Origin of the sequence: Kitasatospora sp. NPDC048722 (assembly GCF_040650235.1) — a bacterium.
GTDB lineage: Bacteria > Actinomycetota > Actinomycetes > Streptomycetales > Streptomycetaceae > Kitasatospora.
Map to the genome: position 1 here is coordinate 18,567 of NZ_JBEZGX010000056.1, position 13,336 is coordinate 31,902.

Consider the following 13,336-nt stretch of genomic DNA (forward strand, 5'->3'; position numbering starts at 1 on the left):
CTCACCCCGACGGCGGCACGTCCTCCCCCGCGAAGGTGATCGGCTCCTCGGCGGGTCCGTCCCAGCCGCCCGGTCCGAGGCGGCGGGCCAGCCTGGTCTCCATCGTCCGGAGCAGCCCGCTCACCGCCCGGGCGTTGCCGAAGTCGTGCGGGCGCGCCGCGCGTTGGGCGTCGAACCAGGCGGCGGCTCGGCGCGCGGCGTCGTCGGAGAGCCGGTAGCGCTGGGCCGCCGCCTGGTTGCGCAGGATCTGCACGAGGTCGGCGGTCGGGTAGTGGGCGAAGTGCAGGGTCTCGCCGAAGCGGGAGCGCAGGCCGCTGTTGGCGTCGAGGAAGCGCTGCATCTCGCGCGGGTAGCCGGCCGCGATGACGACGAGCCGGCCCGGGTTCTCCGTCATCTCGCGCAGGAGGGTGTCGACGGCCTCCTTGCCGAAGTCGTTGCGGCCGTCGCCGGACGCGAGGCTGTAGGCCTCGTCGACGAACAGGACCTTGTCGAGCGCGGAGCGGACCACCTCGCGCGTGCGCGGCGCGGTCTGGCCGACGTACTGGCCGACCAGGTCGGCGCGCGTCACCTCGACGACCTCGTCGGTGTGCAGGAGCCCGAGGGCGTGGCAGATGCGGCCGACCAGGCGGGCGACGGTGGTCTTGCCGGTGCCGGGCGGGCCGAGGAAGAGCATGTGCGGGACGGCGGTGCCGGGCAGGCCGCGGGCCTGGCGCAGGGCGAGGCGTTCGGTGAGGCCGGTGAGGAACTCGCGGACCTCGCGCAGGCCGACCAGGTGGTCGAGTTCGGTGAGCAGGTCGGCCGCGGCCGGGACGGGCTTCGGCGGGTAGGAGCGGTACCGCTCGGGCAGGTCGGCCGGCAGCAGCGGGAGGTGCACCTGCCGCTGGACGCGGCCCGCCCACGTGTCGAACAGGTCGTCGGCGAGCAGGCGCATCGCCCCGGCGTTGCCGAAGCCCTCGCGGGCGACGCGGTGCATGCCGGTGACGACCCGTTCCAGCAGTTCGCGGGCCTCCTTCGTGGGCGTGAGCTGACGTTCGCTCAGCATGCCGAGAAGGATGGTGAGGAGGGTCGACGGGTCGTAGTCGGGGAACTCGATGTGTGCCCGGATCCGGCGGTCGAGGCCCGGGTCGGCCGCGAGGAACTCGCGCATCTTGTCGGGGTATCCGGCGAGCACCACGACCAGCCGGTGGCGGTCGTTCTCCATGCGGGCCAGCAGTGCGGTGATCGCCTGCCCGCCGAAGCCGTCCCGCTGGTCGCTGAGCGCGTAGGCCTCGTCGAGGAAGAGGACGCCGTCGAGGGCGCGGTCGATCAGGGCGTTGGTCCGCTCGGCGGTCTGGCCGACGTAGCCCGCCACGAGGTCGGAGGCGTCCGCCTCGATCAGGTGGCCGCGGCGCAGCAGCCCGAGGTCGCGGTAGATCTCGCCGATCAGCCGGGCGACGGTGGTCTTGCCGGTGCCGGGGTTGCCGGTGAACAGGAGGTGCTGGGTGGCGGCGTCGCGCCGGGCGGGCAGGGCGCGTTCGGCCTCGATGCGGTTGCGCAGGCGGTGGAGGTGGCGTTTGACGGGCGCCAGGCCCGGCATGGCCTCCAGGCGCGCCCAGGGGCTCTCGTCGTGCGGGGTGACGGTGGTGACCAGGCGCCGTTCGAGGACGGTGCGCCGGTCGAGCGGGGCGCCGTCGGCGATCAGCAGGCGCAGGTCCTCGCGCCAGGCGGAGGCGCGGCGCGGGGTGCTCGCGAAGGAGCGAACGAGCGGCGCGAGTTCCCGCCAGTCGCTGATGCGCAGGTGTTCGCGCAGGCGCAACTGCTGGACCATGCGGCCGAGTTCGGACTCTTCCGGGTAGCCGACCCGGAACGCGCCGCCCCGGGCGGGCTGGTCGATCTCGGTGCGCAGGAAGGCGGCGAGGGCCGGGTAGACGCGCCGGTCGGCGACGACCCGCTCGACCTCCTCCAGCGTGGAGCGGCGGAAGACGAAGATCCACCGGTTGCGGCCGAGTCGGTCCTGCGCCCGGTCGGCGAGGGCGCCGGCCAGCTGCCGGGAGGCCTCGTTGTGGACGAGGGTCTCCTCGGCCTGGATGTAGACGACGGCGGTGCGCACCTCGCGCTGGCGCAGCTGGCCGAGGTGCGTCATGACCGCGAAGGGGTCGGCGACGCCGGTGACGGGGGCCGGCGCCGCGGCCGGGGCCGGCGGCGCGTCGGGCGCGAGCCGGAGGGCGCCGAGGGGCCCGCGCAGCCGCCGCATCGCGCCGGCCGGCCGCGCGGGCGTGGGCTCCCCGCCCGGTCGGCTCAGCCGCCGCGACTCCGGGTCGCGGAAGTACAGCGGGCGGCTGAGCGAGGAGTAGACGATGCGCTGGTAGCCCTCGGCGTGGAGCAGCTCCCAGAGGGTCTCCTCCAGGGTGCGCACCCGGTAGTCCGGGTCGACGAAGACGTCGTCCACGCCGGGGCCGTACAGGACGGTGAAGGGCTCGTCGGTGCTCAGGCGCAGGTCGCGGAAGCGCTCGCCGCGCGCGGGTGCGCTCACGCGCCCTCGCCCCGGGGCCTGGGGCGCAGGTCGTAGCGGGGATCGTCGGTCCTGAGGTCGGGGGTGCCGGGTTCGAGGCGCGGCATCGGGACGGGGGCGTGCGCCTGGTGGCCGCCCGCCTCCAGCATCCGCCGCACCGCTTCGGCGCGGGCGCGCTGGTCGGCCTCCGCCTCGGTGTCGCGGTCGGAGGAGATCACCCGGATCACGCTGTGGCCCGAGGCCGGGTCGGCGGTGTCGACGTCGATGACGATCTCGCTGCCGGTCTCGTGCCGGAGCCGGGTGATGTGGGCGCCGCGCTGGTCGGAGCCGACGAAGTCGTCCTCGACGTAGGCGTAGAACGCGGTCTCGGCCAGCGCCTGGACCACCTCGTCGGCGAGGTTGACGCGGATCTGCGAGGCGAGCTGGCACAGGCGCGCCTGCCGCACGGTGTCGGCCAGTTGCGCCTCCAGGGCCGGCGCCTCCTCCCGGCAGATGCGCTCCAGCTCCTCGGCGGTGGTGGTCTCGTCGCGCGAGCGCGCCAGCAACTCGTCGAGGCGGTCGCCGAGTTCGCCCAGGGCGCCGGCGGACCAGAAGTCGACGTCCAGCGAGTAGCCCGGGATCTCCTGCCGATCCGGTCCGACGACCGGCAGCTGTGCGCTGCGCCGCACCTGCTGCTCGACCAGCAGCACCGCCTGGACGGCCGCGGACTGCCAGGACCGGCGCAGCAGTTCGGCCTGTTCGATCCGGACGCGTAGCTCGCTGAGGGTGTAGTAGCCCTCCTGGGCCACCGCGAGCGCGGCGTCGTAGCGACCGAGGTCGTGGTTGCCGCGCGCCTGGCCGAGGCGCAGCCGGACGGCTTCCAATTCGCCCGGGGCGTAGCGCTCGTGGGGGAGCGCGTCGGCGATGAGATCGGCCATGGACCCGGCGTCGGCGAGCCAGGCGGCGGAGAGCTGTTCGGCCCTGGTGCGGTCGTGCTGGAGCTCCTTGACGTCGGCGGCGAGTCCGGCGATCTCGGCGCGGCGCTCGCGGCGTTCCTCGGCGAGGTCGGTCTCGAACCTCCGCCGTTGTTCGTCGAGTTGTGCGCGCGTCTCGGCGCGGAGTTCCCCGGCGGTCCGCGTCAGCCGCTGGTGCAGGTCGGCGGCCTGCTGGTGGAGCCGCCGGTTGGTCTCCTCCTCCAGCGCGCGGTTCTGGTCGCTGAGCCGGCGGACGGCCTCCTCGCTCTGCTGCTGGCGGCGCCGCACGGCCTCGAACTCGCCGGCCATGTCGGCGCGGGCCTGCTCGCGCACGCCCTGGATGAGCTTGGGGAGGTCCCGGCGGACCGTCTTCAGCTCGTCGGCGCTCTTCAGCAGGCGGTACCACTGGGACTCGTCCACCTGGATCTGCTTGCGGCCGCTCATCGTGCCCTCCCGGGGTCTGCTTGCGCGATCCTGTTCCGTACGGTGGTGACGGCCGTGTCGAAGGCCTCCAGGAGGCCTTCGGGCGGCACGCCGACGAGCAGGGCCTCGGGCCCGTCGAGGGCGATCTCGGCGCGGCGCGGGCCGTTCTCGTAGTCGTGGTCATCGGTCTGGGAACGGCTGCTGAGACGGTGCACCCGCTGGTTGGTGCTGCCGCGCAGGCCGCGTCCGGTGTTGTGGGCGGCCACGTAGAGGCCGTCCACGAGCACGTCGACGAGGGCGAGCAGGCGGGGGACGTCCGGGTGCGGCGGGTGGTCGCGCAGGCGTTCGAGGCGGTGGCCGGTGAAGCAGAGGACGGAGACGTCCCGCCGGGCGCGGGCCAGTTCGACGGTCTCGGCCAGGGCGGCGGCCTGGGCCATCGGCTCGCCGCCGGAGAGCGTCAGACCGGTGACCCGCTCGTCCGCGAGCAGCTCGGTGGCGAGGTCGCCGGGGGCGACGAGCCGGGCGGGCCGGTCCGGGATCCAGTCCGGGGACATGCAGCCGCGGCACGTGAACGGGCAGCCCTGCACCCACACGACCGAGCGCAGCCCCGGGCCGAGCGCCCGGGTGCCGACGTGCGTCGCGGCGACGTTCACGAGGCTCATGCGCCCACCGTCCTGCGCTCGGCAGCGGCATTCGCCCGTGCGCACCCCTTGATGACGAGCTCGCTGCGCCCGCTCACGAGGGCCGCCCCGGCGGATCGGCGGGCACCGGCTGGTAGACGAACGCCGTGCCCGCGGCCACCACCCGGCTGCCGGGCGCGCACGTGACGGAACTCGCGCGGGCCTGCGAGCCGTCCGGGCTGTAGCGGATCCGCAGGTCGATCCGGGCGCCGCGCTCCGACACCCGGCGTCGGCCGCGCACCCGCCCGGCCCCGCCCAGCGCCGGGCGCAGCTGCACCCGGCGGCCGGTGAGCGGGACGTGCTCGGGGATCTGCTCGCCGAAGGCCGGCTCGATGAGCAGCACGCCGTTCAGTGCGGGCCGGTACACCCGCAGCCACGCGAGGGCGAGCACCAGCAGGACCAGCAGCGGCAGGCCGATCATGAGCGGCAGGGTCGCCGCCGAGCCGACCTGCCCGGAGACACCCACCGGGAGCTCGGCCGGCCGGAGCGCGGGCGGGACGTCGAGCTGCAGGTCCGGCGCGAGGGCGGGCTGCCACGGCGAACCGACCGTCCCCGTGACCTTCACGGTGGCGCTCGCGTGCTCCACGTGCTGCGGGGTCAGCAGCCCGCCGTCGAACCGGCCGGTGATCCGCACCGGGATGTCCTGGGTGGACCGGGGGGAGAGGATCAGCGAGGACGGCAGCCCCGACACTTCGAACGGGTGGCCGGCGACGGACACGGCGATGCCGTCGACCGAGAGCGGCAGGCGGGTGGCGTGCGACGTGAACGAGATCGTGCCCGTCGCCTCACCCTTGCCCAGGTCGAGCGTCTCCGGCCCCGACCAGGACACGGTGACGCCCTGTCCGAGGTCCGGCGCGAGCATCGCGCGGGCCTGCCGCAGACGGGTGTCGTCGCCCGCGCGCTGGAGGTAGGAGCCGAGGTCCTGGATGCTGCCGGGCACGAGCTCACGGGTGTCGGTGACGACCTGGCGCAGCAGCTCCGCGCCGGTCGCGCCCGTCGCCAGGGGCAGGGCGTAGCCGACGAGGTCGGTGTGCCCGGCGAGCTTGGCGGCGCGCGTGTGCAGGGCGGCCGTCCAGCTGGAGGTGGTGGCGACGGGGTAGGCGCTGCCGGCCGCCGGGGCGTTCTCACCGTCCGTCATCAGCACCACGGAGGCGATCGGCAGGGCGTCGCTGCGCTCCAGCTCGCCGAGCGCGGCGTCGAGGGCCGCGCCGATGTCGGTGTCGCCGTTGGCACTCGGGGCGGCGGGCAGGCGGGACAGGATGCCCGCCGGATCGGTGGCGGCGCCGATGTAGCGGGCGACGACGGTGGTGTCGAAGGTGTACAGGGCGACGTGGTCCGCGCCGGTGAGCCCCGAGAGGAAGGTCTGGAGCGTCTGGCGGACCGTCCCGTAGCGGCCCTGCTGCGTCATCGAGGGGGACGTGTCGACGAGGACGACGTAGTCGGCGGGCTGGTGTTCGAGGCCGAGGGCCTGGTAGACCTCGGCGCGCGTGGGCCGGTTCGGGTCCGCGGCGTGCGCGACGGCGGGCCGGAGCAGCGCCGACAGGAGGATGGCCAGCAGGAGGAACGGCAGCAGGAGTGCGGCCGTCGGCCGGGCCGTGCGCGTCGGATTCATCGGTGGTCTCCCTCAAGGACGCCCGGCAGTTCGCCGAGCGGGTACTCGTGCGGCTCGCCGGAGCCGCCCGCGGGCCGCAGCACGAGCCGGGTCGGGCCGGCCGCCGCCATCGCGATCCCGATGTGGAAGCGTTGGCCCTCCCGGCTCGCCGGCAGGGTCACCGCCCCGACCCGGACGGCGGGGCCGCCGGCCCCGTCCCGGACCCGCACCTCCGCCTCGCGCGGCCGCTCGCCCGCGCCGCCGACGGCGACCCGGCGCCCGGCCCGCTCGGCGAAGACGGTGGCGCCGCCCGGCACCAGGCGGCCCGGCCCGCACAGCGTCAGCTCGGTCTCGGCGAGCCGTCCGTGGTGGACGTGCCGGGCGCCGATCAGCACTTCGTACGGGTACCGGTCGGCCGGGTCGACGAGCCCCGCCGCCACCAGGGCGGCGCCCAGGACGGCGGCCAGCCCCGGGTCAGCCGCGGCGGGCAGCCCGACCGGCCGACCGGCCCCGGCGGCGGCCCGCCGGACGGCGGCGAGCCGGGCCGGACCGCCCACGGCGACGACCGGCAGGCCCTCGAGACCGGCCTCGGCCGCCGCGTGGCCGACCTGCTCGCGCAGCACGGCCAGGGCGTGCCGGGCCGTCCCGGCGGGCACCTCCCGCCCGTCGACCCACAGGACGGCCATGTCGTCGTAGCGCGCCGGGTGCCGCTCGGCCCGCGCGATGACGCGCTCCCAGCGGGCGGCGGAGCCGGGCGCGTCGCGGGCCCCGCGCAGCGCCGCGAGGGCCGCGTCGTCGGCCGGGCCGCCGTCGGCGAGGGCGCCACCGAGCAGCGCGGCGTCGAAGGCCGCGCCGAGGCCGCCCTCCGGGGTGTGGCGGACGAACCGCCGGACGCCGACGCTGCGCCGCGCGGCGACGCACACGCTCACCTCTACGGTCGTCGTGCCGAGCGCGCAGACGGCCCACGTGCCGTCCAACGCCTCGCCGTTGTGTCGCAGGAGTGCCAGGACGGCTGTGGCAGGCCGCAGTTCGACGACCGGAGTGGCGCGGCCGAAGGCCTCGGCGACCCGGTCCCGGTAGACCGGCGGCATGGCCTCGGGGGCGACCAGGACCACCTGGGAGGGCTTGCCGCAGCGCTCCCGGAACGCGGTGCAGGCGGCGGCCAGCGTGCGCGCCGGATCCTGCCCGGACGGGACGGGCACGCCCTCGCCGGCCACGGCGCCGGGCAGTTCGGCGAGGGCGGGCAGGCCGTCGGGGCGGACGTGGGCGAGCCGTACGAAGCGGGTGCCGACGTCGACGGCGAGGGTCATCCGGCACGCTCCCCTGCGGCTGCGCGGCCTGTTCTTCCCGGCCTCACTTGCGGCGCCTCCTGCCGAAGATGCCGCGGCGGTCCTGCGGCTGGGCCGCCGATTCGGCGGACTCGGCCGTGCCGTACCACCCGTCGTAGCGGAGCAACTCCCGGGCGTACTCCTGGCGTTGCGCCTCCTGGTGGGCCATGTTGAGCAGGGACAGGCGCAGCCGGGTGGCGCCCTGGGTCTGCAGGATGACGTGGTACAGGTGCTGCGCCAACGGGCGGGCCCGGTACCAGAGTTCGGCGAGGAGCAGGTCCACCTCCTCGGTCCGCCAGCGGAGCAGGCCGGGCAGCAGTTCGCTCGTCGGGTCGATCGGGTAGCCGCCGGCGTGCACGTCGGACAGGGCGATGCCGAGCTGGACGGGGGCGGGCGGCCCCTGGAGGAGGTGGCGGACCTTGTTGCGGGCGTTGAGCGAGTGCATCCCCGGCAGCTTGTTGAGCGCTTCGGTCACCGCGGGCGGCAGGCCGAGTTCGAGCCAGGCGGCCTCGCCGGCGAGCAGCCGCTTGTCCAGGGCCCGTACCAGCGCCTCCTGCCCCCGCACGTTGCGTTCCGCCAGCAGGCGCGAGACCGGCCAGCGTCCGGGGTCGGGCCGGGAGCCGAGCAGGGCGTCCACGGTCCGCTGCCAGAGGTTGTCGGAGGCGGCGGCTGACAGCCGTTCCGACATCCGCGCGGCGTAGGCGTCGGCCGGGCCCGAGCCCCGGCGCGGGAGCACCCGGCCGAGCGCCGGCGGGGCCTCGTGGGCGAGCAGCCGGTCGAGGCCGGCCAGCGGGACGTCCTGGCCGTGCGCGGCGCGGAGCCGCAGCAGGTCCAGGTCGGCCGCGTACTCGGCGAGCACGGGCCCGGCCGCGGCCTCCAGGTGGGCGGCCGCCGCGGCGAGCGCCGCCGCGAGTTCGGGGCCGTGCTGCCCGCACGCGACCTCCCAGTAGGACGGCCACAGGTGCGAGACGACGAGCGGCCGCCGGTGGTGGACGGCGAGTTCGAGGAGCTCCTTCCAGAGCGCCGCGGGGATGGCCGGCCCGAAGTCCGCCGCGTCGCCGGGGCGGCGCAGGTCGCGGTCGTCGACGGCGCCGCACACGTAGGCGGTGAAGCGCAGCCAGCCGGTCGGGCCGGGAAGGCGCTCCTTCGCCGCGGCCCGCAGCAGCCGGTCGAGCACCGCGGCGCCGGGGCCGCCCTTGGCGAGCGCGGCGAGCGCCCACGCGCGCCCGATCTCGGGCTGGGCGATCAGGACGCCGTCCGCCGGTGCGGCCTCGGCGCCGAAGGCCTGCTGGGCGGCCAGGACGACGGCGCCGATCCACCGCTGGCGCGACCCGGCGACCGGCCCGGGCCGGCGCTGGTCGATCAGCGCCGCGAGCAGCTCGTCGAACGGGCCCGACCCGGGGCCGTGCAGCTCCCGGAGCAGGTCGAGCCAGGCGAAGGCCCGGTCGAAGCCGCGGTCGGGGTCGGGGTCGTCGAGCACCGACCCGGCCATCCACTCCGGCAGCCCGGGGGACCAGTGGTCGCGCAGCAGCCGGACGGCGTGGTCGTCGCGCCGGTCCGCGCCGCCGGGGCGGGCGGTGCGGGCGACGAAGAGGTAGAGCTCTCGGCGGCCGTCGGCGTCGAGTCGCCCGAGGCCCTGGCGTTCGAACACCCGGGCGACGTCGTCGATCCGGGCGGTGCCCTCGCGGACCGCGGCGAGCACGGCGTCGACGAGGTCGACCTCGCGCAGGACACGGAGCATGGCCGGGCCGTCGGTCCAGTGGATCGGCGCGGTGGCGGCCAGCAGGTGGGCGACGAGCTCCCGGCTGGTCCAGCCCTTGGCCCGCAGGCGCGTCAGCTCGGCCAGGTAGGCCGCGGCGCCGGGATCGGCGGGCTGGGCGGTGGCCGTGCCGAAGCGGACGGCGGTGCGGCCGGTGCGGGCGCTCTCGGCGAAGGTCAGCAGCACCTTGTGGTCGGAGTCGCCGGTCCAGCTGGCACCGCTGAGCCAGTGCCGGCAGCCGTAGGGCAGCAGCGCGGCGATCGCGTCGACGATCCGCACCCGCCGCTCGGGCGTGGGCAGGGCGCGGCCGTCGGCGGTGATGGTGATCCGGTGCCCGGCGGTGAGCAGGGCGGCGACGCAGGCCGTCCACTCGAAGCCCACCTCGTCGATGACGGTGGCGAGTTCGGCGGCCGAGGAGGGGACGGAAAGGCCCCCGAGGTCGAGGCGCAGTGGCCGGGCCGGCCCCTCCTCCGGGCCCGGCCAGCGCATGTCGGCGGCCAGGTCGGCGAGCGCGGACCAGGTGACACTGCGCGCCGCGCCCTGGGCCCATTCGACGAGCAGCAGGCGGGAGGTGATGATCGGTGCGCCGGTGCCGTCGCTGGTGCCGTCCCAGCTCTGCTCGATCAGGGCGCAGGCCGCGGTGCGTTCGCCCTCGACGCCGCTCAGGAACACCCGCCAGGGCAGGCCGCCGGTCTCGTCGGGGTGGCGCACCTCGGGGGTGCCGGTCTGGGCGCCCCACAGGTAGCGGCGGGCGCGGTCCTCGTCGAGGCTGGCGGCGAGGAGCTCGTAGCCCATGGCCCGGCCGGGGTGCTTGCCGAGGACGGCCCAGTGCGCGGTGACGGGTTCGGTGGCGGTGGGGCGCTGCCGCTGCTCGTGCTGCCGCTGCGGACTGGGAAGCTGGGGACCGGGCGGGTGGGGCCCCGGCCGGTGGGGGCCGGGCAGCTGCGGGTCGGGTGGCTGCACGGCGGTCACCGCAGCTTGATCTTGCGCGAGCGGATCCGGCGTTCGAGGTCGATCAGCGGCTCCAGGACGTTGATGGGCTGCGGGGAGGTGGCGATGCGGGGCTTCCCGCCGACCTGCTCGACGTTGGCGTAGAGGCGGTAGTCGAAGATGCCGTCGGCGTTGAGCCGGAAGCCGATCGCGGAGGTCGCGTAGTAGCTGATGCGGTCCGGCACGAAGTAGGCGTTCAGGGCGTCGCGGACGAGGGAGGCGCTGGAGCCGCGGAAGGTGTCGCAGATCCAGGTGAAGTAGCCGGCGGCCGCTTCGGCGGGCACGCGCGGGATGCGGGCGCCGACCCCGTCCTGGGTGACCCAGCGCGCCTCGACGGAGGGCCGGAAGAGCAGCGGGTCGTCGAACTTGGCGACGCACACGGCGACGTGGTGCGGCAGCCGCCCGTTGATCATTCCGCGGCTGTCGCGGACGCGGCTGGTGATCGCGTTGAGGGTCGCGTAGAAGAAGTCCAGGCTCTGGGTGGCGTGTTCGCGGTCCAGGAGCGGGTCGAAGAGGTAGACGAGGCCGTTGGCCGAGGCGAGCTGGTCGACGATGGCCTCGTGGCTGGGGTGCTCGGGGCGGAAGACCTCGCCGCTGACGTCGTGGATGTCGAGCACGAAGCCGACCTGCCGGGTGCCGGCCAGCTTGCGCGGTTCCTCGCCCTGGAAGGCCCAGCTCATGCCCGCCGTGGCGGCGGTGGCCCCGGGGAAGCCGCGGTCGACGGCCAGCAGGCGCATGCCGCGGTTGAGGAACTCGATGGCCTCCTTGGTCATGCCGCTGATGACCCAGTTCCCCTTTCCGTGCCGGTTGTGCTGGATGGCGGCGATCGGCAGGGAGGAGAGGAAGGTGGTCTTGCCCGAGCGCGGCGCCCCCCACAGGCCGATGCGGACGGAACCCGGCCCGTCGGGGCCGATCGCACCCGGCGGCGAGGGCAGCGGCAGCGGGGGAAGGTTGCCGTCCTGCGCCATGCCGGGGACGGCGCCGTAGCTGTCGGGGATCGTGGGCTGGGGTGGGCCGCTGGGCGGGCCGAAGGGGCGCAGGCCCGGTCCGGCCTGGGTGTGCGGGCCCTCCCAGGCCGGACCGGCGTCCGGCTCCGGCGGCAGGCCGTCCTTGGCCGCGGCGCCGTGGTCGGACGAGGGGTCGGGCAGGTTGGACATCGGGGGTCTCCTCGGTGCGGCGGTCAGAGCAGGGAGCGGGCCAGGGCCAGCCGACAGGGCGGCCCGTCAACGTGCCAGGGCGGGAGCAGGTCGAGGGCGGTCGCGGCGGGCGCCTGACCGGGCGGGAGGGTGCCGTCGGTGCCGATCGTGCGCCAGGCCAGTTCGGTGTGGTCCCAGAGGGGTTGGAGGGCGAGTTCGGCCGGCCGTCCGTCCGCCGGGCCGTCCCGCCGGGCGAGCACGCGGACCCCGGCCTCGCGCAGCCCGGCCAGCTCGGCGCGCCAGTCCACGCCGAGCGGGCAGGCGGGCACCGGGCCCTGGCCGTGCTCGGCCCACTCGCAGGGCGGGCGGGCGCCGAGGACCAGCACGGTGCGCTGCGGGCGCGCGCGACCGGGCGGCGCCCAGGGCGGCGCGGTCGCCAGCCGGCGCAGCGCCTGCAGCGCGTCCTCCAGCGCCGAGGCGGTGTCCCGGCGGCGGCGCTGCGGGCGCCAGCGGGCGAGCGCCGCGAGTGCGGCGGCGGGCGGACCGAGCGGCAGGGTGTCGAGCAGCGTTCCCCGGGGCGCGTACGGGCTCTCGCGGACGTGGTGGTCGTAGTAGCCGACGAGGCCGACGTCGACGCCCGTGGCGGCACCCTCGGGGCCGCTGAGGGCGGTGACGAGGCCGCGCGCGTGGTCCAGGCGGGCGGTGACCTCGTCGGGCGAGGCGCCGTAGCCGAGTTCGACGGCGAGGAGGAGGTGGAGGCGGGGCGGTCGGGCGAGGCGCCGGGGGAGTGCGGCGATGATCGTGCCGAGGTCGTCGCGGACGGGCTCGGCGGCGGAGCCGTCGGGCAGCAGCACCTCGACCTCGCCGGGGCCGTGCAGCACGAAGGTGAGGTCGGCGGAGCGCAGCGCGGGCAGGCGCACGCCGTGGGTGGAGACGGCGTCGTGGGGGGTACCGCTGCCGGCGGCGACGACCGGGAGGGTGACGAGGGTGTCCGCGTCGACGCCGCCGTGGACGGTGACCGGCACGGTGACGGTCTCGCCGGGGCGCAGCCGGGCGCCGGCCGGGAAGAGCAGCTTGGCCTCGGGGCGGACGGCGCCGCTGAGCGCGTCGACGTCGGCGAGCACGAGGGAGTGGTCGCGGTGCAGGGGTGCGCCGCGCAGGAGGAGGCGGACGCCGGCCGTTCCGCCGCTGACGGGGCCGAGTTGGGCGTCGGGCGAGCGCAGTGTACGGGCGGCCTCGGCGGCGCGTGCGAGGAGCGGCCAGTCGGGGCGCTGGGTGAGCAGGACGGTGCGGTGGCGCCGCCCGTGGGGCAGGAGCGTGCCGAGCAGGCGGCGGACGGCGTCGTCGAGGGCGGCGCGGTCGACGGGCGGGTGGGTGCCGATGCCGCCGGCGAGCTGGAAGGCGCGGTCGGCGGGGTCCTCGGCGAAGCCGGGGACGAGGGCGGTCCAGGGCGCTCCGCCGACATCGACGGTGTGCGGGATGCCGTTGCGGTCGGCCTCGGCGCGGATCAGCCCGACGCGTTCGTCGGTGAGTTCGACGAACCAGAGGACGGCGTCCGGGTGTTCGACGAGTTCCTCCAGGAGCCGGTCCCACGCCGGTCCCGGCTCGCCGGCCGGTCCGGGGTCGCCGGCGGCGAGGGCGGCCGCGCGTTCGTCCCACTCGGCGCGGGCCGCGGCGAGCGCCTCCTCCTCGCGGCGGAGGTCGTCCGGGGTGGGCCCGCCGAGGAAGACCTCGCCCTCCAGGCGCCAGCGGCAGCTGGTGCAGAACTCGCGTCCGCCCTGCGGACCGCGACAGACCGGACACGCCCCATCGTTCGAGCCCCCGATCACTTTTGGCCTCCAGCTCGACAAGCGCGCACGGACCGTCGCAGAGAACGGCCGAAAACCGCCGCCTCCCCGTCGGGGCACTCATGGTGGCACAACGTCCCTGCCGGAAAGGGGCGTTCGTGCAAAAGGTGCGGACCGGTTACCACGCCGCAGCGCAAC

8 protein-coding genes are annotated in these 13,336 nt (G+C 76.1%); all 8 read right to left on the reverse strand.

The window, feature by feature from the left end:
• Position 1: 1 nt before the first annotated feature.
• Positions 2–2,512 carry an AAA family ATPase gene (locus AB0C76_RS31945; protein WP_359972283.1) on the reverse strand — a complete coding sequence of 837 codons (2,511 nt, stop codon included), beginning with the start codon at positions 2,510–2,512 and terminating at the stop codon, positions 2–4.
• On the reverse strand, positions 2,509–3,888 hold the full coding sequence (locus AB0C76_RS31950; RefSeq protein WP_359972285.1) for a hypothetical protein: 1,380 nt from the start codon (positions 3,886–3,888) through the stop codon (positions 2,509–2,511). The genes AB0C76_RS31945 and AB0C76_RS31950 overlap by 4 nt, the downstream gene beginning before the upstream one ends.
• The gene (locus AB0C76_RS31955; RefSeq protein WP_359972287.1) at positions 3,885–4,529 is read right to left on the reverse strand and encodes a 4Fe-4S single cluster domain-containing protein; all 645 of its coding nucleotides are present in this window, start codon (positions 4,527–4,529) and stop codon (positions 3,885–3,887) included. The genes AB0C76_RS31950 and AB0C76_RS31955 overlap by 4 nt, the downstream gene beginning before the upstream one ends.
• 73 nt (positions 4,530–4,602) lie before the next feature.
• On the reverse strand, positions 4,603–6,159 hold the full coding sequence (locus AB0C76_RS31960) for a vWA domain-containing protein (protein WP_359972289.1): 1,557 nt from the start codon (positions 6,157–6,159) through the stop codon (positions 4,603–4,605).
• Positions 6,156–7,448, reverse strand: a complete 1,293-nt coding sequence (locus tag AB0C76_RS31965) for a hypothetical protein (RefSeq protein ID WP_359972290.1) — start codon at positions 7,446–7,448, stop codon at positions 6,156–6,158. The genes AB0C76_RS31960 and AB0C76_RS31965 overlap by 4 nt, the downstream gene beginning before the upstream one ends.
• 43 nt (positions 7,449–7,491) lie before the next feature.
• Complete coding sequence (locus AB0C76_RS31970) at positions 7,492–10,197, reverse strand: hypothetical protein (protein WP_359972292.1); 2,706 nt, start codon at positions 10,195–10,197, stop codon at positions 7,492–7,494.
• Positions 10,194–11,372 (reverse strand): hypothetical protein, encoded by a 1,179-nt coding sequence (locus AB0C76_RS31975; protein WP_359972293.1) that lies wholly within the window; start codon positions 11,370–11,372, stop codon positions 10,194–10,196. The genes AB0C76_RS31970 and AB0C76_RS31975 overlap by 4 nt, the downstream gene beginning before the upstream one ends.
• A 23-nt stretch (positions 11,373–11,395) precedes the next feature.
• Positions 11,396–13,180, reverse strand: coding sequence for a hypothetical protein (locus AB0C76_RS31980; RefSeq protein WP_359972295.1), 1,785 nt, complete (start codon positions 13,178–13,180; stop codon positions 11,396–11,398).
• Positions 13,181–13,336 lie beyond the last annotated feature (156 nt).